Source organism: Streptomyces goshikiensis (assembly GCF_014650555.1).
Classification (GTDB): domain Bacteria; phylum Actinomycetota; class Actinomycetes; order Streptomycetales; family Streptomycetaceae; genus Streptomyces; species Streptomyces goshikiensis.
Map to the genome: position 1 here is coordinate 609,953 of NZ_BMVE01000002.1, position 21,426 is coordinate 631,378.

The following is a 21,426-nucleotide window of genomic DNA, read 5'->3' on the forward strand; positions in this document are numbered from 1 at the left end:
CGCGATCCCGCGGGGTCGCGCCCCTCCGGCGTACCCCCGTACCCCCGGTCAGGGAGCCACCGTCGCGCCCACCACCAGGAAGCCGCAGATCAGCACGGCGAGGATCGCGAGCAACGGCCAGACGAAGCGCAGGTACTTGTCGTAGCCGACCTTGGCGAGGGCCACGCCGCCGATGGTGACGGCGGTGGTCGGTACCCAGAGGTTCATCCAGCCGCTCGCCGCCTGCCAGGCCGTCACCACCAGCGCGCGCGAGACCCCGGCGAAGTCCGCCAGCGGGGCCAGGATGGGCATGGCGAGGGTGGCGTGCCCGGAGGTCGAGGGGATCAGGAACGCCAGCGGCAGGTTGACCAGGAACACCATCACCGCGAAGACCCCGGACGAGGTGCCCGCGACCACGCCCTCGATCGAGTGGAGGATGGTGTCGGTGATCTTCGAGTTGTTCATGATCACCGTGACCCCGCGGGCCAGCATGATGACGAGGGCCGGCGAGATGAAGTCGGCGGCGCCCTGGATGATCGTGGAACTCAGCTTCGCCTCGCCCATCCGCGCCACCAGGCCCACCAGCACGGACGCGCACATGAACAGCGCCGACAGCTCCGGAAACGACCAGTCCAGTTCCCAGGAGTACGCGGCCGCGTCCGCCCGGCCGGTGAGCGCGCCCGCCCAGGGCACCACCGAGAAGATCATGAACCCGAAGACCAGGACGAGCACCACCAGCACCGTCTTGTGCAGGCGGGTCAGTTCCGGTTCCACCACGTCGGCGCCGGTCGCCTTCTGCTCCCGGTCGCCGGGCAGGAACCCGCACAGGGACTTCGCCGGGTCCTTCTCGACGCGGCGCGCGTACCGGGTGACGTAGAGGATCGTGACGGGGGTGAGCACCACCCACATCGCCGCGCGCAGCGCGATGCCGTCGCCGAGGGAGATGCCGGCGGCCGAGGAGGCCACACCGGTGGCGAAGGGGTTCACCGTCGAGCACAGCACGCCGATGCCCGCACCGAGGATGGCGGTGCCGGCGGCGACGAGCCGGTCGTAGCCGAGGGCCAGCATCATCGGCACCAGCAGGCCGTAGAAGCCGAGAGTCTCCTCCGCGAAGCCCTCCACCGTCCCGAGGACGGAGAAGACCAGCATCACGGCGGCGATCAGCAGCGCGCCCCGGTCGCGGAGCCGGTGCGCCAGGAGGGCGATCCCCCGGTCGAGGGCGCCGGTGGCGAAGACGACGGTGATGAACGCGCCGATGGCGAGGACGAAGAGGAAGACGCCCGCGCTGCCGTACAGGGCTCCGGTGAAGGTCGGGCCGACCTCCTGGGTGGCGGGGTCCCGGATGCCGTACAGGCCGTTGACGGGGGCGAGGAAGAGGTCGTTCAGGCGCTCGGTGAAGCTCCGGCTGCCGGGGACCCGGTGGTAGGTGCCGGCGACGGGCGCGCCGTCCGCGTCGCGGTCGTACTCGCCGGCCGGGACGAGGAAGGCCAGCAGCCAGACCGCCACCGTGACCAGGGCGAGGATCGTCAGCGCGCTCGGGAAGGCGAACTTCCTCGCCGCGGGGGCCGGCTCGCCCTCCCCGGGCACGGGAGGCACGGGCGCCGCCGGGGGCGCGGCGGGCGGGCCCGGCGGACTCGTCATGACCTTGTCTCCTCCCGGGCCGACCCGGCCGGCGGCTTGCGGTTCGCTGCTTCGAGCATGGGACCGGGGGGAGGCGGGCGCCGTGGGGGATGAGCCGTGCGGGTGAAGGGCGCGGCTGAGCTGGGCAAATGCGCCGGGCGTCGTGCTGGGGCGGACCGCGTGAAGGATCAAAGTACGGTGGGGTTAGCATATGAGCGCCGCCTAGCTCGAAAGATAAACCTGTGACTGTCAACGAGGACTCGTTCACCAACTGGAAGAACCGCGAAGAGATCGCGGAGTCGATGATCCCGATCATCGGGAAGCTGCACCGCGAGCGGGACGTCACCGTCCTGCTGCACAGCCGCTCCTTGGTGAACAAGTCGGTGGTCAGCATTCTCAAGACCCACCGGTTCGCCCGGCAGATGCCCGGCGGTGAGCTCTCGGTCACCGAGACGCTGCCGTTCCTGGAGGCGCTGACCGCACTGGACCTCGGCCCTTCCCAGATCGACCTGGGCATGCTGGCCGCCGAGTACAAGACCGACGACCGCGGTCTGTCGGTCGCGGAGTTCACCGCGGAGGCCGTCTCCGGCGCCACGGGTGAGAACAAGATCGAGCGGTGCAAGCCCCGCGACGTCGTCCTCTACGGCTTCGGCCGCATCGGCCGCCTCGTCGCCCGCCTGCTCATCGAGAAGGCCGGCTCCGGCAACGGACTGCGGCTGCGCGCCATCGTCGTGCGCGGCGGTGGCGAGGCGGACCTCGTCAAGCGCGCCTCGCTGCTGCGGCGCGACTCCATCCACGGCCAGTTCCAGGGCACCATCACCGTGGACGAGGCGACGAGCACGATCATCGCCAACGGCAACGCCATCAAGGTGATCTACGCGAACGACCCGTCGGAGATCGACTACACGGCGTACGGCATCAACGACGCCATCCTCATCGACAACACCGGCAAGTGGCGCGACCGCGAGGGCCTGTCGACGCACCTGCGTCCGGGCATCGACAAGGTCGTCCTGACCGCTCCCGGCAAGGGCGACGTCCCGAACATCGTGCACGGCGTCAACCACGACACGATCAAGCCGGACGAGCGGATCCTGTCCTGCGCCTCCTGCACCACCAACGCGATCGTCCCGCCGCTGAAGGCCATGGACGACGAGTACGGCGTCCTGCGCGGGCACGTCGAGACCGTCCACTCGTTCACGAACGACCAGAACCTGCTGGACAACTACCACAAGGCCGACCGCCGTGGCCGCAGCGCGCCGCTGAACATGGTCATCACGGAGACCGGTGCCGCCTCCGCGGTCGCCAAGGCGCTCCCCGACCTCAAGGCGCCCATCACCGGCAGCTCGATCCGCGTCCCCGTCCCGGACGTCTCGATCGCCATCCTCAGCCTGCGCCTGGGCCGCGAGACCACCCGCGAGGAGGTCCTCGACTACCTCCGCGAGGTCTCGCTGCACTCGCCGCTGAAGCGCCAGATCGACTTCACGACCGCCCCCGACGCCGTCTCCATGGACTTCGTCGGCTCGCGGCACGCCTCGATCGTCGACGCCGGCGCCACCAAGGTCGACGGCGACAACGCCATCCTCTACCTCTGGTACGACAACGAGTTCGGCTACTCCTGCCAGGTCATCCGGGTCGTCCAGCACGTCTCCGGCGTGGAGTACCCGACCTACCCGGCCGCCATCTGATCCAGCGCGCCCCGCACGTCCGACCGACCCGGCGCCCCGGCGGGCGGGCCGGCGGTGGGCGGCGACCGGTCCCCTACGGGACCCGGCCGCCAGCCCGCCGCCGCCCGTCACCGGCGGCGCCGGTCCGGTTCCCGGGCCCGTTCCCGGTCACCGGGAACGCCCCCGGCGCGGGCGCGCACCGGCAGCCGCGCGTACGAGGGGACCAGCACCCCGCGCGCCGGACGCCGCCCGGCTATCGACAGCTCCGGGAAGCCCCGCAGCGCCCCGACCACCGCCCGGACCTCCGCCATCGCCAGCGGCATCCCCAGACAGAAGTGCGGCCCCGCCCCGAACCAGAGCCGGCGCAGCCCGGCCGTTTCCGCCGCGTCCCGATCCGGCGCGAACGGCCCGTACGCCCGCGCGCACAGCAGCGTGGCGATCACCACCCGCTCCCCGGCCGCCACCCGGACACCCTCGATCCGGCCCGCCCGGGCCGCGCTGCGCAGCATCACCGGCGTCGGTGACGTCACCCGCAGCGCCTCCTCCACCAGCGCGTCCGTGATCCCGTCCGGCCCGCGCCCCGTGTCATGGGCCAGCGCCACCAGCCGCGGCACGAAGGAGACCAGCGTCTCCGTGCCGGTCAGCAGGAACAGCCCGACCGCGCCCCGCGCCTCCGCCTCGTCCAGCCCCAACGCGCGCAGCCGCCCCGCCGCCGTGGACTCGTCCCCGGCCCGGTACGCGGCCACCGCCGCCTCGGTGAGCCGGGCCAGCGCCGCCCGGGCCCGCTCCGTCTGACGCCCGGTCAGCGTCGTCCGCCACAGCCGTACGGCCGACACCGCCGCAGAGGCCTCGGCGAAACCGGCCCCGCCGGGCGGCATCCCGACCAGCTCGCGGATCACCCCGGCGGCCCCGTCCCGGACGACCCGTACGAGGTCCACCTCCGCGCCCGCCGCCAGCCGCCGCTCCAGGTCCGCGAGCGGGGCGCGCAGCACCCGCTCGCACACCGTCGCCACGTATCCCGGTGTGAACAGGCCGCCCAGCCGCCGGCGCAGCTCCGCGTGCTCGGCGCCCTCCAGGGTGATCAGCGTGCGCGGGCCCAGCACCGGGGTCCACAGCCCGGCCGCCGCCCCCGGCCCGGTCTTCGTGTACGCCCCGGTGTCCAGGAGCACCTCCCGGGCCACCCGGGCGTCGCTCACCACCACCCCGACCCGGGGCACCCGCACCACCGGGCCGCGCGCCGCGACCGCCCGCATCAGCCGGTACGCCACGGGATGCGCGGCCGTCTGCACCCGCCGCTCCCAGCGCTCCCACTCCTCCATCCCGGCAACCTAGCGCCACCGGTGGCCGAAAGTGACCCCTCGGACCAGGGATCTTGACCTGTCTGACGCGTATCGAAGGGATGCCGTGATCGTTTCTTCAGACGTAACCCCACCATCTGCGGCGGAAACGGGAGGACGTGTGGCGACCGCTTGGCAGTACCTCGCCGGGGCGGGCCTGGTGGCGGCGCTCTGCCCGCTCCAGGCCCAGGTGGCGGTCGCGGGCGAGGGGTACGGCGACGCGGCCGGTGGCACTACCGGCGGCGTCGCCTTCGCCGGCGGCGGTGCGTTCGCCGGCGCGGCCCGTCCCGGCACGGCCCCCGCCGACGCCTGCGTGCCGACCCCGCCGCCGGCGCCCGTACCGCCGCCGGCGCCCTCCGCGCGGCCCGCCGGGCCGCCGCCCCCCGCCCGGCCTCCGGTACGGGTGACCGTCCCCGCCGCCGAGCGGCCGACCGTCCACCACCCCGGGCGCGCGGCCGTGCCCGCCCGGCCGCGCGACGCGAAGGCACCGGCACCCGCGGCGGAACCCCGGGCGGAGGCCGCGGAGGTCACCGCCCCGCCCGCGCCGGCCGTCGCCGGGGTGGCGCGGTTCCACGTGCGCCCGTACCACGCGACGGCCCTGGAGCGGCGCGGCCCGGGCGGTCTGTCCACCGTGATGCTCATGACCGTCGTCACCACCCCGGCCGTCCTCGCGGCCGCCGCGCTCCGCCCCCGCGGCAAGAGCCGGCGCTGACGCCGCACACCACCGATCCACAAACGGGAGAACCCTCGTGTCCCAATGGCTGGTCCTGGCCATCGCCATGGCGCTCGTCTGCGCCCTCGTCCTCACCTTCACCGCGATCCGGCACCGCCGCGTCGCCGAAGACGAGGACACCAGCGAAACGCCCGACGTCATCGAGTACATGACGATGATGGTCGGCGTGGTCTACGCGATCGTGCTGGGCCTCGCCATCGCCGGAGTCTGGGAGGCGCGCGGCACCGCCGAGGACGACGTGCGCCGCGAGGCCCAGGCGCTGTACGAGGTCACCCAGCGCGCCGACGTCTACCCGGCCCCCGTCCGCGACCGGATGCGGGACGAGGTGAGCGCCTACGTCTCCCACACCGTCAACGTGGACTGGCCGCGGCTGACCGCGGGGGAGGCCGCCTCCGCCGAAGGCGGCGTGCTGCTGTCCAAGCTGCGCACCGACGTCACCCACCAGAGCCCCACCAGCGAGATCCAGGCCCAGGCCTACCAGCCGCTGCTGGACCACATCGCCGTCGCCGACGACGCCCGGCACTCGCGGACGCAGAGCTCGGAGTCCACCCTGCCGAGCGTGGTGTGGGTGGGGCTGCTGGTGGGAGGGGTGGTGACCGTGGGGCTGATCTTCACCTTGCAGATCCGCCGCTCCGGCCGTGAGCTGCTGCTCGCCGGTCTGTTCAGCGCGCTGATCGTGTTCCTGCTGTTCATGGTGTGGAGCTTCGACGCACCCTACGGCCGGAACGGAATCGATTCGGCGGGGCCGTTCGAGGAACTGTTCCCGGCGGTCACGGTGACCGCCGCCCGCTGACGCACCGCCGCCACCAGCGGCGAATGCCGCAGCGCGTGGGAGATCCGGACGAGATCGCGCGCCCCGGCGGCGGTGTCCGGCGCCTCGCCGCCCTCGCCGGCCTCGATCGCCTCGCCCTCCGGGTCCGCGGAGCGCGCCTTCACGGCGGCCGCGACCATCGCGGCGTCGGCGATCGCGCGGGCCGTCTCCTCGTCCGCGCCGTCGGCGAGGGCGCGCCCGTAGGCGGTGTCCCGGTGGTCCGTGTCGAAGTACGGGCCCAGGTGCAGGAATCCGTCGTGGATGTCCGACTCCCGCTGGATCACCCGGATCTCGGCCGGCGTCCACCAGGACATCCGCACGGCGGGCGCGACGGCGGGCGCGGCCCCGTGCACCTCCTGCCAGAGCGCGCCGAGCCTGCGGTACGTCGCCCAGGTCTGCCAGCTGTCCGAGAGCCGCTGGCAGACCAGCGGGAGCACGAAGCCGACGGCGCTGACGAGCGCGCCCGCCGAGGCGAGCGGCGGGGCGACGAAGGTGCTCAGGTCGTCCAGGTCGTTCCCGGTCCAGCGGGCGAAGACCGCGGTGAACTTGGTGGCGTCGTAGGCGAGGCTGAACCCGTACCCGCACACGATGATCATCAGACCGATGCGCAGCCAGCCGTGCACCTGGAGGGACCAGCGCCAGCACATCGCCGACATCGTCAGCGCCGCGACGCTGTGGGCCAGCAGGTAGAGGGCGATCAGGGTCCGGATGTACGGGGTGTTCGCGTAGTACGTGTCGAAGTCGCGCAGCCGCTCCTGCGGGGCGTCCCCGAGGACGAACAGGACGACGAGCACGGCGGCGACGGCGGAGTAGCCGAGGATCCAGCGGCGGGAGGTCCGCCGGGTCTCCTCCGGCGGCCCGCCCCGCCAGTTGACGATCAGCACCAGGCAGGAGGCGCTGAACAGGGTCATCAGGCAGTAGACGAGCGGGGCCGAGACGTTGGGGATCCCGGTCAGGCGGTTGACGGCGTGGATCGTGGGCGGCGCGGCGAACGTGAAGACCGCCGTGGCGAGGACGAGCAGGACACACACCGAACGCTGGAGCGGATCGCGCCAGCTGTTGCGGAGCGCCGGCAGCTTGCACGCGAGTGACACCGCCATCGCGGCCGCCGGGATGTAGTAGTCCTGTCCGTTCAACGTTCGGTCCTGTGCCCCCGGTAGCCGAGTGAGGTTTCGATCCGGCCGGCCAGCTGGTCGCGTTGGGCCGGGGCCCGATGGCCGGCGGATCCGGCCAGCCAGCTCCGGCACCGGCTGCCCAGCAGTAAGCCGAAGGACTCGGCCTCGGTCTCCTCCGTGACGTCGGCGCGGGTGCGCGCGGCGACCCGGCGGACCGTCTCGCCGAGGTCGGCCCCGTCGGAGAGCAGCCGGGCGGCGACGGCGGCGCCGTCGACGTGGTGGCTGCAGTGGCCCGCCTTCATGTGCCACAGCTCGTGGCCGAGGATGACCAGTTGGTGGTCCGGTGCCGTGCGCTCCTCGATGACCACGAGGTCGCGGTCCGCCATGTCGAGCCACAGACCGCTGGCCGTTCCGGGTGGGAACGCGGCCATCCGGAAGTCCACCCGGCGGCCGCGGTGTCTGCTCATGCCCTCGCAGAGGGCGGCGTAGAGGTCCACTGGCTCCACGGGGGCGGCCAGCTTGATGCCGGCCACCAGCTCCCCGCACAACCGCCGCTGCGCTCTGCCTATGCTCACCGTTCTCCCCGTCGGCGCGGATCCGGATCAGGATTCAAGGATCAGACCCAGACTTTCGACTGGGTCCCTATTCGTTCGGTTTTACGCTTTCGAGGAGCATGTCCAGCCATTCGGTCACCTTGTCCCGGTGCTTGTCGCTGGGCAGTTGGGCGGCGCGCCAGGCGATGCCCCGTACACCGTGGTTCTGGAGGAGTCTTGCCAGTGGATCGCCTGTCGAAGCGGGCGCGGCGGGTGCGGTTTGCCGCTCGCGCCCCGCGAAGTCCTGGAGCAGCTGCTGCTCGGTGCGCTGGAGGGCGTCGGTGAGGGCGTCGGCGTCGTGGGCGGTGAGGAAGCCCGCGTGCACTCCGAAGAAGCGCTGGATGGCGTCGCAGTGCTCCATGGTGGGGCGGCGGTCGCCGTTGATCAGGGCGCCGGCCTGCTGCCGGGACATGCCGGCGCCGTCCGCGATCTCCTGCTGCGTGTAGCGGCGGCCGTTGGGCTTGACCCGGGTGCGCCGCAGCAGGTCGAGCCGCTGGAGGAAGCGGGTCTGGAGATCGGGTTCGCCGGCCGGGCGGCCGTCCAGCAGGGTTTTGACCACGTCCGTGGGGACCCCGGAGGCGTCGGAGAGCCGTCGCAGGTCGAAGACCTGGTTCAGATCGCGGCCCATCTTGCCCGCGAGTTCGGCGACGCGCGTGACGGTGGCTGCCAGGGGCGCGTTGGCCGCCGCGACGGGAGCCGGGAAGCCGTCTGTCACCAGTGGTTCTCCTAGATCGCGCGAGGTCGGTACGGGCACATGGTCGGCCCATGGAATCTATCCGGTCTGCATCCGGAGGGCCAGAAGTTGCCACAGCTGTGGCGCGAATGAGCTGTCAAGAGGCTTGAATTGCCACAATAGTTGACACTCGAATGAGGTCGGTAGCAGGATCGCCACACGGAAATGAAGATCCAGACCGTGAGGAGGGGGAGCTCTCGGTGCCATATCTCGCAGCGGTGGGCCCGTCCGATGACCTCGCCCAAGCCGGTGAGGAACGCCTGGCGGGCGAGGAGTCCGTACGAGGCGCAGTGCGGTCGGAGCGACGCAAGGAGATTTTGCGCCAGCGCCGCGAAGAGCTGGGGCTGAGCCAGGAAGACGTCGCCGCACGCCTGCGCATCAGCGTGCGCGCCTACGGAAACTGGGAACGCGGCCTGGTCAAGGAGTGGACGGACCGCAAACTGCTCGCCCTGGCCGAGGCGTTGGAGATGAGCGAGCGGCAGTGCTTCTGGCTCTTCCGCGTCATGGTCGACCGCGACCCCCCGCCGACCTGGCGCGCGGCCGAGGAGAGCCGGCTGCCCGAGGACCCCGCCCAGCGGGACTACCTGTGCGACTACGCGGCCCTGATGGAAGCCGTTCCCTACCCGAGCTTCCTGGTGGACCACCGCTGGGACGTCGCCCTCACCAACTCGGCGTTCGACCGGCTCTTCCAGACGGTGCGCCCGCACCCGACCGCCCTCCCGGACGACAACTTCCTGCGCTTCGTGCTCTTCCACCCGGACGCGGCAGCCGTGCTGGAGGACCACGAACCGGCCTGGTGCGTCCCGCTGCTGGCCCAGTTCGCGACCGCGCTCGCGGCCTCCCCGGACGACGAGGGCCTGCGCAGCATCCGCCAGGAGGTGGCCCGCGACCCGTTCATGGAGGCGGCCTACCGCTACGGCGTGCCGCACTGGCTGACCACCCACGGGTCCGAGGCCGCGGAGCAGGACGGGGCGGTGCGCAGCGTCCGCCACCCCGACCCGCGCTGGGGTCTGGTGCGCTGCCGGATGGTGGCCGAATCCAGCCGCATGCTGGAGGGCATGGGGCTCACCCGGGTCACCCTGATCCTCTCGGCGCCGCAGGGCCTACCGGCCGGACCGGTACACGGCGGGGCCGGCATCGAGAACCGGCCGCAGGGCCGGCTGCGCGCCGTGCCGCCGCTGGGGGAGTGACCCGGCGGGGGACACTGGGGCCCTGAGGGAAGGTGCCGCCCGGGCCGGCCGCCGAGGGGCGGCTGTCGCGGATCGTGGCACCGGTCGGCGTCGCGGATCGTGACGCCGATCGTGGCACTGGTGAAAGGGCGGTAGGGGCGTGCGGCTGACCATCCTCGGCGGGGGCGGATTCCGGGTACCGCTCGTCTACGGAGCGCTGCTCGGCGACCGGGCCGAGGGCCGGGTGTCGCATGTGACGCTCTACGACGAGGATCCCGGCCGCCTCACCACCATGGCCCGGGTGCTCGCCGACCAGGCCGACGGCGTCGCGGACGCCCCGGCCGTCACGGCCACCACCGACCTCGACGAGGCCGTGCGCGGGGCCGACTTCGTCTTCTCCGCCATCCGCGTCGGTGGCCTGGAAGGGCGCGCCGCGGACGAGCGCATCGCCCTGGCCGAGGGGGTGCTGGGCCAGGAGACGGTCGGCGCCGGGGGCATCGCCTACGGCCTGCGGACCGTACCCGTCGCCCGGGCGATCGCCCGGACCGTCGCGCGCGTCGCACCCGAGGCGTGGGTCATCAACTTCACGAATCCGGCCGGGCTGGTCACCGAGGCGATGGCCGGGGAACTGGGCGACCGGGTGATCGGGATCTGCGACTCGCCGGTCGGGCTCGGGCGGCGCGTCGCCCGGCTGCTCGGCGCCCGCCCCGAGGAGGCCTGGATCGACTACGTCGGCCTCAACCACCTGGGCTGGCTGCGCGGGCTGCGCGTCGGCGGCCGCGACCTGCTGCCCCGGCTGCTGGCCGACCCGGTGGCGCTGGAGTCCTTCGAGGAGGGGCGGCTCTTCGGGGCGGACTGGCTGCGGTCGCTGGGCGCCATCCCGAACGAGTACCTGCACTACTACTACTTCAACCGCGACACCGTACGGGCGTACCAGGAGGTCAAGCAGACCCGCGGCGCCTTCCTGCGCGAACAGCAGCGCGGCTTCTACGCCGAGGCCGGCCGGCCGGGGCATCCCGCCGGGGCGGCGCTGGCCGCCTGGGACCGGACCCGGGCCGAGCGCGAAGCCACGTACATGGCCGAGAACCGCGAGGTGGCGGGCGTCGGCGCACGCGAGGAGAGCGACCTGGAGCCCGGCGGCTACGAGCAGGTCGCCCTCGCGCTGATGCGGGCCATCGCCCGCGACGAGCGGGCCACCCTGATCCTCAACGTCCGCAACGGCCCGACCCTGTCCGTGCTCGACGCGGAGGCGGTGATCGAGGTGCCGTGCCTGGTCGACGCCAACGGCGCGCACCCGGTGGGGGTCGCTCCGCTCCCGCTGCACGCGGTCGGGCTGGTGACCTCCGTCAAGGCGGTCGAGCGGGAGGTCCTCGCGGCCGCGGCGAGCGGATCCCGCGCGGACGCCGTCAAGGCCTTCGCGCTGCACCCGCTGGTCGACTCGGTCGCCGTGGCCCGGCGGCTCCTCGACGCGTACGCCGCCGACCACCCGGGCCTCGCCTACCTGCGCTGATCGCGGCCACGGGTCACTCGTACGGTCCCGCGCGGCATGCGGGGCCGCGGGGGCGCTGTGAGAGTGCCAGGTGTGACCACAGCGACCGCGGAAGCCCCTGCGCCACCCGTGATCGACCGACGGCGGCGCAACGTCATCTTCGGCACGATCATGCTGGGCGTGCTGCTCGCGGCGCTCGACCAGACGATCGTGGGCACCGCGCTGCCCACGATCGTGGCGGACCTCGGCGGCGGCGACCACATGTCGTGGGTGGTGACCTCCTACCTGCTCGCCGAGACCGTTTCGACTGCGCTGGTGGGCAAGTTCGGTGACCTCTTCGGCCGGAAACTGATCTTCCAGATCTCGGCGATCGTCTTCATCAGCGGCTCGTTCCTGTGCGGGCTGTCCCCCAACATGACCTTCCTCATCGTGTGGCGCGGCGTACAGGGCATCGGCGCCGGCGGTTTGATGGTCACCGCGATGGCGCTGATCGCCGACGTGGTGCCGCTGCGCGAACGCGGCAAGTACCAGGGCATGATCGGCGCCGTCTTCGGCGTGGCCACCGTGATCGGGCCGCTGCTGGGCGGACTGTTCACCGACCAGCTGACCTGGCGCTGGTGCTTCTACGTCAACGTCCCCATCGCCATCCTCGTCGTCATCGCGGCCGCCCGGACCATCCCGGCGGTGCGGGCCGAGGGCAAACCGGTCATCGACTACCTGGGCATCACCATGGTCGCGATCGGCGCCAGCGCGCTGATCCTGGCCACCAGCTGGGGCGGCAACGAGTACGCCTGGGGCTCGCCGGTGATCATCGGCCTGTTCGCGGCCGGAGTGCTCGCGCTGGCGCTGTTCTGCCTGGTCGAGACGCGGGCCGAGCAGCCGATGCTGCCGATGCGGCTCTTCGGGACCCCGGTCTTCGGCGTCTGCTCCGTCCTGAGCTTCGTCGTCGGGTTCGCGATGCTCGGCGCGATGACCTTCCTGCCGACCTACCTCCAGTACGTGGACGGGGATTCGGCCACCGTCTCGGGCGTGCGGACCCTGCCGCTGGTCTTCGGGCTGCTGATCGCCTCGGTGTTCAGCGGCACCGTCACCAGCAGGACCGGCCGGTACCGGATCTTCCCCATCGTGGGCTGCGCGGTCATGGCCGCCGGCCTGTTCCTGCTGTCGACGATGCGGCCGGGGACGAGCGTGTGGCTGGAGTCGCTGTACATGTTCGTGCTGGGCACGGGCATCGGCCTGTCCATGCAGGTGCTGACCATCGCCGTGCAGAACACCGTGGACTACGCCGACCTCGGCACGGCCACCTCCGGGGTCACCTTCTTCCGTACGCTCGGCAGCGCCTTCGGGACCGCGGTGTTCGGGACGATCTACGCCAACAGCCTGGGGCCCGCGCTGAAGTCGGGCGTGGCGGAGGCGGCGCGGCGCACCGGACAGGACCCGGCGCTGCTGGCGAAGGCGGCGTCGAGCCCGGACGGGGTGCACAGGCTCCCCCCGGAGGCGGCGGGACCGATCGTCGACGCGTACGCGGACGCGCTGCACACGGTGTTCCTCTGGACCGTGCCGGTGGCGCTGTTCGGCTTCGTCGTCGGGCTGTTCCTCAAGCAGGTCAAGCTGCGCGACAGCGCGCGCGCCGGGTCGACGGACATCGACGGCTTCACCTCGCCGGCCACCACCTCGGCGGACTCGGCGAAGCTGCTGGAACTGGCGGTGGGCAAGCTCGTACGCAACATGGGGCCGCAAGAGGCGCGCGCGATCGTGAACGGCTCGGACACCCGGCTGGACATCGGCGGCGCGTGGGCGGTGATGCAGGTCGACCAGCTGGTCCGGACGGTCGGGCACGCGAGCCTCGGAACGATCGCCGCGCGCCGCTCGGTGCCGCCGGAGGTACTGCTGCCGGTGTTCGACCGGATGGCGGAGGAGGGGTACCTGACCTGGCAGAACGGTTACGTGGCGCTCACCGCGGCGGGGCAGCGGGAGGCGGGGGTCATCTCGCGGGCGTGGGCGAGGTGGCTGGGGGACAGGCTGGAGAAGGACCGGGGCCGCCCGAGCGGCGCGGAACTGCGGGTGGCGGCCGACGCGATCGCGAAACGCCTCCTGGCGGAAGACCTCCGCGAGGGCCACTTCGCCAACGCCCCGGCCCCGCGGTCCTAGAGCCGGCGCGGGTCAGGCCGTGCCGTCGGTGCGGTAGTCGTACGACGGCGCCTCCGGCAGGCCCGGCAGCCCCGGCCGCCAGGCGCGCAGTACCGCCGCCGACGGGGCGTACAGCTCCGTGGGGAGTCCGGCCGGGCCGAACCACTCCCACCGCGCGATCTTGTGCGGCTCGGTGACGGCCGGCAGGCCCTCCGCGGCGTGGGTGACCGCGCCCGCCGTCAGCCGGGTCACCGCGTCGGAGTCCGGGGCGAGCTGGACGGTGAAGACCTCGACGGCCTCCGGCGCCACCCGGAGGTCCGTCTCCTCGGTCAGCTCGCGGGCCGCGGCCTGCTCGAAGCCCTCCCCGGGGTCCACCTTGCCGCCGGGCAGCTCCCAGCGGCCGTCGTGGGCCTGGCCGAGCAGGATCCGGCCGTCCGCGCCGACCACGATCAGCCCGACGCCGACCACGGCGTTCGGCTGCGGGACGGCGCGCACGGCGCGCACGGCGGGACGGCCGGGGTGGTCGTGGGAGTGGTCGTCGGCGCTGCTGGTCATCAGGGTCCTTCGGTGGAGGAGTCGGGCAGGGGCGATGCGGAGGCCGCGGCAGTCTCCGGGGTGTCGGCGGCGCCGCCGCGGGGCCTCGCCCGTACGTGGATCCGCTCGCCCTGCGGCCCGAACAGGCTGAGGAACTCCGCCGTCCGGGGTCCCGGGTTGAAGAACGCGTGCGGGGTCCGCGTGTCGAACTCGGCCACCTCCCCGGCGCTGAGCACCAGGTCGTGCTCGCCCAGCAGCAGCCGTACCCGCCCGGACAGCACGTACAGCCACTCGTAGCCCTCGTGCACCCGCAGCTCGGGCAGCGGCGCCGAGCCGACCACGGGCGGCATGATCGTCTTGAAGGCGTGCACCCCGCCGAAGTGCCGGGTCAGCGGCACGTACGTGCTGCCGTGCCGGACGAAGGGCCGCGGCCGGATCCTGGGATCGCCCGTCTCCGGCGCGCCGACGAGCTCGTCGAGCGCCACCCGGTGCGCCTTCGCGAGCGGAAGCAGCAGCTCCAGCGTCGGGCGGCGCTGCCCGGACTCCAGCCGGGACAGGGTGGAAAGCGAGATTCCGGTGATCTCGCCGAGCTGCGCCAGTGTCGTGCCACGCTGCTGGCGCAACGCGCGCAGCCGCGGGCCCACGGCGGAGAGTACGTCCGCCAGCTCTTCGTCCTGCTCGGGGGTGGCCATGACTCCATTTGCCGGTTCGGCAAGTCCATTTGTCAAGTGGCGCCCTTCCGGCACACCCTCGGGACCATGGACAACGCGATGACGAGGTACTTCGACGTAGTGGTCGTGGGCGGCGGAGCCGCCGGGCTGGCCGGGGCGCTGACCCTGGCCCGGGCCCGCCGCTCGGTGCTGGTGCTCGACTCCGGCAGCCCCCGCAACGCCCCCGCCGCGCACCTGCACGGCTACCTCGGCCACGACGGCGCGAGCCCCGCCGACCTGCTGGCCCGGGGGCGGGCGGAGGTGGCCGGGTACGGCGCCGAGATCCGGTCCGGGGCGGCCGGTACGGCCATCGCCGCCGACCGGCTGCCGGGCGGCGGCTTCCTGGTCCGCTGCGGGGACGCCTCCACCGTCCGGGCGGGGCGGCTGCTGGTCGCCACCGGTCTGGTGGACGAGCTCCCCGCCCTGCCCGGCCTGGCGGCGCGCTGGGGGCGGGACGTACTGCACTGTCCGTACTGCCACGGCTGGGAGGTCCGGGACGAGCCGATCGCCGTGCTGGCCACCGGGCCCATGTCGGTGCATCAGGCGCAGCTCTGGCGGCAGTGGAGCGCACACGTCACCTTGCTGGCTCACACCTGGCACCCCACCGACGAGGACCGGGAGCTGCTGGCCGCCCGGGGCGTCGAGGTGGTGGAGGGCGAGGTCACCGGCCTGACGGTCGCCGAGGACCGGCTCACCGGGGTCACCCTCGCCGGCGGTGCGAGCGCCGGGTGCCGGGCGCTGGTCGTGGCCCCCCGCTTCACCGCCCGCTCCGGGGTGCTGACCGGCCTCGGCCTGCCCACCACCGACCTGGTGCGGGAGGGCCAGGTGATCGGCACCTGTGTGGATTCCGATCCGGCGACGGGCGCCACCGCCCTCGCCGGGGTGTGGGCGGCGGGCAATGTGACGGCCCCGCTGGAGCAGCTGGCCGGCGCGGCTGCCCAGGGCGTGCACGCGGCGGTGGCGATCAACACCGACCTGGTCGCGGCGGAGACGCTGAGCGCGCTCGAAGCGCACCGCGCCGGGGGGCGGGCGGTCTAGGAGGCCCCTGGGAGCCCCTGGGAGCCCTGCCCTCGGACGGGTGTGCGGGTTTCGGCCGGGCCGCGCCCGTGCAGGCTCTGAGCGGTGTGATCGTCGTACGGCGCGGCTCGTCGGCTCAAGGGGGCGCAATGGCACATGTGCTGGTTGTCGGCGGAGGAGTCGGAGGCCTGGCCACCGCGCTCCTCGCGGCCCGCCGGGGACACACCGCCGAACTCTTCGAGCGGGACACCCGCGCCCCCGGCACCGCCCTGGACCGCGACTTCTTCGGCTGGCGCCGCCCGGCCGTACCGCAGGCCACCCAGCCCCACGCGCTGCTCGGCGCCGCGCGCAACGTGCTGCGCGACGACCTGCCCGACGTCCACGCGGAGATGCTCCGGCTCGGGGCCCGCGAGCGGCACGAGCTGGACTGGTTCGACGTACGGCCGCCCGCGCGCCCCGGCGACGAGGACCTCGTCATGCTCCAGGCGCGGCGGATCGTCCTGGAGAGCGCGCTGGCCACCGCCCTGCGCGGCGAACCGGGGGTGGTCACGCGGTACGGGGAGCCGGTCACCGGGCTCACCACCGCCCCCGGCGTCCGGGTGACCGGGGTGACCACCCCGTCCGGCGCCCACCAGGGCGACCTCGTCGTGGACGCGGGCGGCCGGCGCGGCGGCGTCGAGCGCTGGCTGACCGCGGCGGGCTGCCGGCCGCCCGTCGTGGAGCGGCACCGGACGGGACTCGCCTACTTCTGCCGCTGGTACCGGCTGCCGGCCGGGCTGACGGAGGGCCCGCGCCGGCCGTGGACGGTCACCGGCGGTGCCTTCGCCGGCTGCGCGGTCTTCCCGGCGGACAACCGGGTGTTCGCGGTGACCCTGTTCGTGCACACGGAGGACACCACCCGCTCCGCACTGCGCCACCCGGCCGTGTTCGAGGCCGCCGCCCGGACCTTCCCGCCCGGCGCGGCCTGGCTGGCGCTGGACGCCGAACCACTGTCCGACGTCATGGCCACCGCGAGCCTCGACAACCGCTGGAGCTCCCTGGTCGACGAGCGGGGCCCGGTCGTGACGGGGCTGGTGCCCGTGGGGGACGCCATCGCCCACACCAACCCGACGCTGGGCCAGGGCACCTCGCTCGCGCTCTGGGCCGCGCGCAGGGTGGCCCGTACGGCGGGGAACGACCCGGGGTCGGCGCGGTTCGCCGCCGAGTACCACGACTGGGCGGTGCGCACCCTGAAGCCCTGGTTCGACTACCAGGTCGTCGCCGACGGGGCCATCGGCGAGCGCTTCGCCACCCGCGCCGGGCGGGCGGGGACGGCGCGCGAGGTGGCCGCTCTCTTCGAGTGCGCGCTGGAGGACCCGGAGGTGATGCGGGCGCGGGCCCGGGTCCGGCACCTGGCCGACCCGCCGGCGCGGGCGTACGCGGATCCGCAGGTCAGGGCCCGGGTGGCGCGCTGGCTGGCCGCGCGGCCGGACTACGAGCCGAACGCGGTGGGCCCGGAGCGGGAGGAGTGGGAGAAGCTGACGGCGGGCTGAGCACGGCCGGTTGCCGGTTGCCGGTTGCCGGTTGCCGGTCACCGTCCGCCTTTCACCACGTCAGTGCGCCGGGCCGGGCCGGCCGAGCACGTCGGCGAGGTCGTAGCCGACGACCTCCTCCAGCTGGGCGTACGTACAGCTCTCCGGCGCCCGGTCGGGCCGCCACCGGCGGAACTGGGCCGTGTGCCGGAAGCGGTCGCCCTCCATGTGGTCGTAGGCGACCTCGCAGACCCGCTCGGGGCGCAGCGGCACCCACGACAGGTCCTTCTTGCCGGTCCAGCGGCTCTGCGCGCCCGGCAGCCTGGCGCTCTCGTGCGCGGACTCCTCGGCCCAGGCCGCCCACGGGTGGCCCTCGGGATCCGGCATCCGCAGCGGTTCGAGCTCGTCCACCAGCTCGGCGCGGCGCTTCATGGGGAAGGCGGCGCAGACGCCCACGTGCTGGAGCGCGCCGTGCGCGTCGTGCAGCCCGAGCAGCAGCGATCCGACAATCGGACCGCTCTTGTGGAAACGGAAACCCGCGATGACGACGTCGGCCGTACGCTCGTGCTTGATCTTGAACATGAGACGGGCATCGGGCCGGTAGGGGAGATCGAGGGGCTTGGCGATCACCCCGTCGAGCCCGGCGCCCTCGAACCGCTCGAACCACTCCCGCGCGAGCGCGGGGTCGGTGGTCGCGGGCGCGAGATGAACGGGGGGCCGAGCGGTGGAAAGGGCTTGGGAAAGGGCGTTACGGCGGTCCGCGAGCGGGGTGTCGAGGAGTGCCTCGTCGCCGATCGCGAGCAGATCGAAGGCGACGAAGCTGGCCGGGGTCGTCTCGGCCAGCATGTTCACGCGGGAGGCGGCGGGATGGATCCGCTCCGTCAGCCGGTCGAAGTCGAGCCGCCCGTCCCGCACGATGACGATCTCCCCGTCCACGACGCAGCGGGCGGGCAGGTTCTCCTTCAACGCCACCACCAGCTCGGGAAAGTACCGGGTCAGGCTCTTCCCGGTGCGGCTGCCGATCTCGACCTCGTCGCCGTCGCGGTGGACGATGGCCCGGAAGCCGTCCCACTTGGCCTCGTACTGCATGCCCGGCGGGATCTTGGCCACCGACTTGGCGAGCATCGGCTTCACAGGGGGCATCACCGGCAGATCCATACCTGAGATTCTGCGGCGGTACGTCCGGACCCGCCCGGTATGCGCGCCGCGGCGGGCGCGCCTAACGTGGCGCACATGGGTGCAGCCGGTAATGCGATCGAGCTCGACGCCGGAGGGCGGGCGGTACGACTGTCCAACCCGGACAAGGTCTACTTCCCCGAGCGCGGGCTCACCAAGAGGGATGTGGCCGAGTACTACCTGGCGGTCGCGCCGGGCATCACCCGCGCCCTGCGCGACCGCCCCACGACCCTGGAGCGCTATCCGGACGGGGTGGAGGGCGAGTCCTTCTTCCAGAAGCGCGCTCCCAAGAACCTGCCCGACTGGATTCCGACCGCCCACATCGCCTTCCCGAGCGGGCGCACGGCCGATGAGATCTGCCCGACCGAACCGGCCGCCGTCCTGTGGGCCGCCAACCTCGGGTGCCTCACCTTCCACCCCTGGCCGGTGCGGCGCGAGGACACCGACCGGCCGGACGAGCTGCGCATCGACCTGGATCCGCAACCGGGCACCGACTACCACCACGCGGTGGCCGCCGCGCACGAACTGCGGGCGGTGCTGGAGGAGCTGGGCCTGCGCGGCTGGCCCAAGACCTCCGGCGGCCGGGGGTTGCACGTGTTCGTGCCGATCGCCCCTCGCTGGACCTTCACCGAGGTCCGGCGGTGCGCGATCACCCTGGGCCGGGAACTGGAGCGCCGGATGCCGGGCAAGGTCACCACGGCCTGGTGGAAGGAGGAGCGCGGCGAGCGGATCTTCGTCGACTACAACCAGACCGCGCGCGACCGCACCATCGCCTCCGCCTACTCGGTCCGGCCCCGCCCGCACGCGCCGGTGTCGGCCCCACTGCGCTGGGAAGAGGTCGACGACGCGGAGCCGCGGGACTTCGACATCGTCACGATGCCGGCGCGCTTCGCCGAACTGGGCGACCTGCACGCGGACATGGACGAGCACGCCTTCACGCTGGACGCCGTACTCGAACTCGCCGACCGGCAAGAACACGACCACGGCCTGGGCGACATGCCCTACCCGCCGGACTACCCGAAGATGCCGGGCGAACCCAAACGGGTCCAGCCCAGCCGAGCCAAACACAAGGACTGAGCCCTGAGCACCCTTCTCTTCCTGGACGTGGACGGACCACTCATCCCCTTCGGGGCGAGCCCGCGCCGACTCCCCGACGGGTACCCGACGTATCGAACGACCCCGTCCGACCCGGCGGCAGACGCCCATCCGCTGCTCGCCCGCGTCAACCCCACCCACGGGCCACGCCTGGCGGCGCTGGGGTGCACTCTCGTATGGGCCACGACCTGGACGGATGACGCGAACGACAGCGTCGCACCCCGACTCGGCCTCCCGGCCCTCCCCGTGGTCCAATGGCCGGATTCCGACGAGCCCCACCCCCACCCCGGGCTGCACTGGAAGACCCCGTCCCTGATCACCTGGGCCGCCGGCCGCCCCTTCGTCTGGCTCGACGACGAACTCACCGAGGCCGACCGCGCCTGGGTCTCGGCAACCCACCCCGCCCCGGCCCTCCTCCACCGGGTCGACGCCCGCCACGGCCTGACGGAAGCGGACTTCGCAGCCGTGGAGGAGTGGCTGCGCGAGGTGTAGACACCCCGATTGTCAGTGGCGGGTGCGATGCTCGGAGAGGCCGCGCATGAACGCGTGTTGATCAGGTGTTGATAGGACGTCCATCGGCGGCGGACAGGCTCGCCGCATGTCGATGAACACGAGTGAGCGGCCGACGACCGCCGCCGCCCCCGCTTGGTACGAACTCGCCCTGTGCGCCCAGACGGGCCCGGGGTTCTTCTTCCCGGAGCCGGGCTCGTCGCTGCGCGACGCGAAGCGGCTGTGCGGCGCGTGCGAGGGGCGTGCGGCGTGCCTGGAGTACGCCCTGACGAACGACGAGCGCTTCGGCGTCTGGGGCGGCCTGTCCGAATCCGAACGCCTGGCGCTGCGCCCGCGCGACTGATCAGGTCTGCGTCGCCTTCCCGCTCCGCCGCACCAACCCGACCCTCAGCGCGAGCGCGTCATCCCCGCCACCCCACTCCCGCCCGGCCCCCTTGTCGAGCACGACCCGCACGGGCCGATGCCCCCCAACGGGCGAAACCACCCCACCGAACCGCGGATCCCCGGCGAACCAGATGAGGTTCTCACTGTCCGTGACCTGGATCGGGAACGGGAACATCCGGAAGGTGGGGGCGCAGTCCTCCGCGATGCGAATCGCGATGATCGACGGCGTTCGGGGAGGGTGGTGGCCGCGTACCTCGCACCATGGGTACGCCTTGAGGATGGCGGCGACGCGATGACGGCGGAGGTACGCGACCAATAGCACCGGGAGGAACGGAAGAGTGGTGGCCGCGAGGCAAATGAAGATCAGCGCTCCGTGCGGGATCAGCTCAAGCTCGGCGCCCACGAGTGTCACCACCAGCAAAGCGCCAGGACCGACCAGCCAGAACAAGCGGCGCATGACCAGCCGCTTGTATCCGAGAGCAGTCGGCGGGTGATCCCAGGCCGCCTTGACGAGTGGAGGAGTCACAACAGCAGATCCAAAATGCGTGACGTCCCTGACGCGCGAGTGGGACTGGGGTCGGAGAAGCTGATTGTGTGGGCGATGGCATTGAGAATGCTTGTGTACGCGGCGGCGTGTTCGATTGCCGCGCTGGTCAGGTCGAGAACGATGACATGGCCCTGTGCCGGGTGGGCCATGGCAATCCGGGCCTGAAACAGGCGCTCCTCTAAGCCTGGCGGCGACATGAACCCGCTGACGAGGCAACAGGGCTGTTGCGAGGGCAAGTCGATGAACTCGCGAGTCGCGCTCTTCCACAACTCCGACCGGGAGATGGCGAGAGCCGTGCGCGCCACGGAAACCCGGGGGCTGAGTTGCTCGGATCTCCAGACGGCCAGGGAGAAAATCGACGTTGAGATGCCGGCCGGGTCGCCTGGATGCAGGCCCACCGACGTGTGAACGACATGGTGTGCGGCAAGCTCGTCGAGGTGGTCCATGAGGCGGCTGAGGTCCCGCTGGGCATCAGAGCTGCCCAGGGTCTTGGCCATGCAATCCAGTGCATCCCTGTCACCAGGCCCGACGTCGTGAAAACCAGGCGGGAGGCGGAACCAGAGCGGCGG

21 protein-coding genes are annotated in these 21,426 nt (G+C 72.7%); 11 read left to right on the plus strand and 10 right to left on the minus strand.

Features of this window, described 5'->3' with window-relative positions:
• Nucleotides 1-48: 48 nt before the first annotated feature.
• On the minus strand, nt 49-1,620 hold the full coding sequence (locus tag IE248_RS07980; RefSeq protein ID WP_190030268.1) for a YfcC family protein: 1,572 nt from the start codon (nt 1,618-1,620) through the stop codon (nt 49-51).
• A 221-nt stretch (nt 1,621-1,841) separates the two neighbouring features.
• Here IE248_RS07980 and IE248_RS07985 point away from each other — a divergent pair, with 221 nt between their 5' ends.
• Nucleotides 1,842-3,284 carry a glyceraldehyde-3-phosphate dehydrogenase gene (locus IE248_RS07985; RefSeq protein ID WP_037798496.1) on the plus strand — a complete coding sequence of 481 codons (1,443 nt, stop codon included), beginning with the start codon at nt 1,842-1,844 and terminating at the stop codon, nt 3,282-3,284.
• Between the two features lie 107 nt (nt 3,285-3,391).
• Here IE248_RS07985 and IE248_RS07990 read toward each other — a convergent pair whose 3' ends face one another.
• Nucleotides 3,392-4,582 (minus strand): cytochrome P450, encoded by a 1,191-nt coding sequence (locus IE248_RS07990; protein WP_190030269.1) that lies wholly within the window; start codon nt 4,580-4,582, stop codon nt 3,392-3,394.
• Nucleotides 4,583-4,721: 139 nt separating this feature from the next.
• Here IE248_RS07990 and IE248_RS07995 point away from each other — a divergent pair, with 139 nt between their 5' ends.
• The gene (locus IE248_RS07995; protein WP_190030270.1) at nt 4,722-5,312 is read left to right on the plus strand and encodes a hypothetical protein; all 591 of its coding nucleotides are present in this window, start codon (nt 4,722-4,724) and stop codon (nt 5,310-5,312) included.
• A 37-nt stretch (nt 5,313-5,349) separates the two neighbouring features.
• Entirely contained in the window at nt 5,350-6,126 is a 777-nt protein-coding gene (locus tag IE248_RS08000; protein ID WP_037798501.1) for a bestrophin-like domain, read from the plus strand.
• Here the strand turns inward: IE248_RS08000 and IE248_RS08005 are convergent.
• The 3 genes from IE248_RS08005 to IE248_RS08015 form a co-directional block, all read right to left on the minus strand.
• Nucleotides 6,048-7,280 (minus strand): MAB_1171c family putative transporter, encoded by a 1,233-nt coding sequence (locus IE248_RS08005; protein WP_037798504.1) that lies wholly within the window; start codon nt 7,278-7,280, stop codon nt 6,048-6,050. The two genes, IE248_RS08000 and IE248_RS08005, sit on opposite strands and share 79 nt — an antisense overlap.
• Nucleotides 7,277-7,834 (minus strand): toxin-antitoxin system, toxin component, encoded by a 558-nt coding sequence (locus tag IE248_RS08010; protein WP_073796856.1) that lies wholly within the window; start codon nt 7,832-7,834, stop codon nt 7,277-7,279. Before IE248_RS08010 ends, IE248_RS08005 begins: the two co-directional genes overlap by 4 nt.
• Before the next feature lie 67 nt (nt 7,835-7,901).
• Complete coding sequence (locus IE248_RS08015) at nt 7,902-8,567, minus strand: helix-turn-helix domain-containing protein (RefSeq protein ID WP_008743839.1); 666 nt, start codon at nt 8,565-8,567, stop codon at nt 7,902-7,904.
• Nucleotides 8,568-8,785: 218 nt separating this feature from the next.
• Here IE248_RS08015 and IE248_RS08020 point away from each other — a divergent pair, with 218 nt between their 5' ends.
• The 3 genes from IE248_RS08020 (at nt 8,786) to IE248_RS08030 (ending at nt 13,394) form a co-directional block, all read left to right on the plus strand.
• On the plus strand, nt 8,786-9,775 hold the full coding sequence (locus IE248_RS08020) for an MmyB family transcriptional regulator (RefSeq protein ID WP_229895174.1): 990 nt from the start codon (nt 8,786-8,788) through the stop codon (nt 9,773-9,775).
• 139 nt (nt 9,776-9,914) lie between these two features.
• On the plus strand, nt 9,915-11,264 hold the full coding sequence (locus IE248_RS08025; RefSeq protein WP_190030271.1) for a 6-phospho-beta-glucosidase: 1,350 nt from the start codon (nt 9,915-9,917) through the stop codon (nt 11,262-11,264).
• A gap of 36 nt (nt 11,265-11,300) precedes the next feature.
• On the plus strand, nt 11,301-13,394 hold the full coding sequence (locus tag IE248_RS08030; RefSeq protein WP_229895175.1) for an MDR family MFS transporter: 2,094 nt from the start codon (nt 11,301-11,303) through the stop codon (nt 13,392-13,394).
• A 12-nt stretch (nt 13,395-13,406) separates the two neighbouring features.
• Here IE248_RS08030 and IE248_RS08035 read toward each other — a convergent pair whose 3' ends face one another.
• Together IE248_RS08035 and IE248_RS08040 are read right to left on the minus strand one after the other, a co-directional pair.
• Nucleotides 13,407-13,928 carry a nucleotide triphosphate diphosphatase NUDT15 gene (locus IE248_RS08035; protein WP_229895176.1) on the minus strand — a complete coding sequence of 174 codons (522 nt, stop codon included), beginning with the start codon at nt 13,926-13,928 and terminating at the stop codon, nt 13,407-13,409.
• Nucleotides 13,928-14,599, minus strand: coding sequence for a helix-turn-helix domain-containing protein (locus tag IE248_RS08040; protein WP_190030272.1), 672 nt, complete (start codon nt 14,597-14,599; stop codon nt 13,928-13,930). The genes IE248_RS08035 and IE248_RS08040 overlap by 1 nt, the downstream gene beginning before the upstream one ends.
• 66 nt (nt 14,600-14,665) lie before the next feature.
• Between IE248_RS08040 and IE248_RS08045 the strand changes: the two genes are divergently transcribed.
• On the plus strand, nt 14,666-15,655 hold the full coding sequence (locus IE248_RS08045) for an NAD(P)/FAD-dependent oxidoreductase (protein WP_073797029.1): 990 nt from the start codon (nt 14,666-14,668) through the stop codon (nt 15,653-15,655).
• 128 nt (nt 15,656-15,783) lie between these two features.
• Nucleotides 15,784-17,166, plus strand: a complete 1,383-nt coding sequence (locus IE248_RS08050) for an NAD(P)/FAD-dependent oxidoreductase (RefSeq protein WP_073796852.1) — start codon at nt 15,784-15,786, stop codon at nt 17,164-17,166.
• A gap of 60 nt (nt 17,167-17,226) precedes the next feature.
• Here the strand turns inward: IE248_RS08050 and IE248_RS08055 are convergent, their stop codons facing one another.
• Nucleotides 17,227-18,303, minus strand: a complete 1,077-nt coding sequence (locus IE248_RS08055; protein ID WP_190030273.1) for an ATP-dependent DNA ligase — start codon at nt 18,301-18,303, stop codon at nt 17,227-17,229.
• 75 nt (nt 18,304-18,378) lie between these two features.
• On the opposite strand from IE248_RS08055, the gene ligD reads away from it, so the two are divergent.
• The 3 genes from ligD to IE248_RS08070 all read left to right on the plus strand — a co-directional run bounded on the left by ligD (nt 18,379) and on the right by IE248_RS08070 (nt 20,269).
• Entirely contained in the window at nt 18,379-19,398 is a 1,020-nt protein-coding gene (ligD, locus tag IE248_RS08060; RefSeq protein WP_190030274.1) for a non-homologous end-joining DNA ligase, read from the plus strand.
• Between the two features lie 3 nt (nt 19,399-19,401).
• The gene (locus IE248_RS08065; RefSeq protein WP_350878047.1) at nt 19,402-19,908 is read left to right on the plus strand and encodes an HAD domain-containing protein; all 507 of its coding nucleotides are present in this window, start codon (nt 19,402-19,404) and stop codon (nt 19,906-19,908) included.
• A gap of 106 nt (nt 19,909-20,014) precedes the next feature.
• Nucleotides 20,015-20,269, plus strand: a complete 255-nt coding sequence (locus IE248_RS08070; RefSeq protein ID WP_037795395.1) for a WhiB family transcriptional regulator — start codon at nt 20,015-20,017, stop codon at nt 20,267-20,269.
• Here IE248_RS08070 and IE248_RS08075 read toward each other — a convergent pair whose 3' ends face one another.
• Both IE248_RS08075 and IE248_RS08080 read right to left on the minus strand, forming a co-directional pair.
• Complete coding sequence (locus IE248_RS08075) at nt 20,270-20,767, minus strand: hypothetical protein (protein ID WP_190030276.1); 498 nt, start codon at nt 20,765-20,767, stop codon at nt 20,270-20,272. It lies immediately after the preceding gene.
• A 65-nt stretch (nt 20,768-20,832) separates the two neighbouring features.
• The gene (locus IE248_RS08080) at nt 20,833-21,354 is read right to left on the minus strand and encodes a hypothetical protein (protein WP_190030277.1); all 522 of its coding nucleotides are present in this window, start codon (nt 21,352-21,354) and stop codon (nt 20,833-20,835) included.
• Nucleotides 21,355-21,426 lie beyond the last annotated feature (72 nt).

What these genes read in the sequence shown, in the direction of transcription:
- IE248_RS08080 (WP_190030277.1), bottom strand. Translation starts at nt 21,354, where the DNA reads ATGGCCAAGACCCTGGGCAGCTCTGATGCCCAGCGGGACCTCAGCCGC.
- ligD (WP_190030274.1), top strand. Translation starts at nt 18,379, where the DNA reads ATGGGTGCAGCCGGTAATGCGATCGAGCTCGACGCCGGAGGGCGGGCG.
- IE248_RS08075 (WP_190030276.1), bottom strand. Translation starts at nt 20,767, where the DNA reads ATGCGCCGCTTGTTCTGGCTGGTCGGTCCTGGCGCTTTGCTGGTGGTG.
- IE248_RS08070 (WP_037795395.1), top strand. Translation starts at nt 20,015, where the DNA reads ATGTCGATGAACACGAGTGAGCGGCCGACGACCGCCGCCGCCCCCGCT.
- IE248_RS08050 (WP_073796852.1), top strand. Translation starts at nt 15,784, where the DNA reads ATGGCACATGTGCTGGTTGTCGGCGGAGGAGTCGGAGGCCTGGCCACC.
- IE248_RS08040 (WP_190030272.1), bottom strand. Translation starts at nt 14,599, where the DNA reads ATGGCCACCCCCGAGCAGGACGAAGAGCTGGCGGACGTACTCTCCGCC.
- IE248_RS08030 (WP_229895175.1), top strand. Translation starts at nt 11,301, where the DNA reads ATGCGGGGCCGCGGGGGCGCTGTGAGAGTGCCAGGTGTGACCACAGCG.
- IE248_RS08045 (WP_073797029.1), top strand. Translation starts at nt 14,666, where the DNA reads ATGGACAACGCGATGACGAGGTACTTCGACGTAGTGGTCGTGGGCGGC.
- IE248_RS07980 (WP_190030268.1), bottom strand. Translation starts at nt 1,620, where the DNA reads ATGACGAGTCCGCCGGGCCCGCCCGCCGCGCCCCCGGCGGCGCCCGTG.
- IE248_RS07990 (WP_190030269.1), bottom strand. Translation starts at nt 4,582, where the DNA reads ATGGAGGAGTGGGAGCGCTGGGAGCGGCGGGTGCAGACGGCCGCGCAT.
- IE248_RS08035 (WP_229895176.1), bottom strand. Translation starts at nt 13,928, where the DNA reads ATGACCAGCAGCGCCGACGACCACTCCCACGACCACCCCGGCCGTCCC.
- IE248_RS08055 (WP_190030273.1), bottom strand. Translation starts at nt 18,303, where the DNA reads ATGGATCTGCCGGTGATGCCCCCTGTGAAGCCGATGCTCGCCAAGTCG.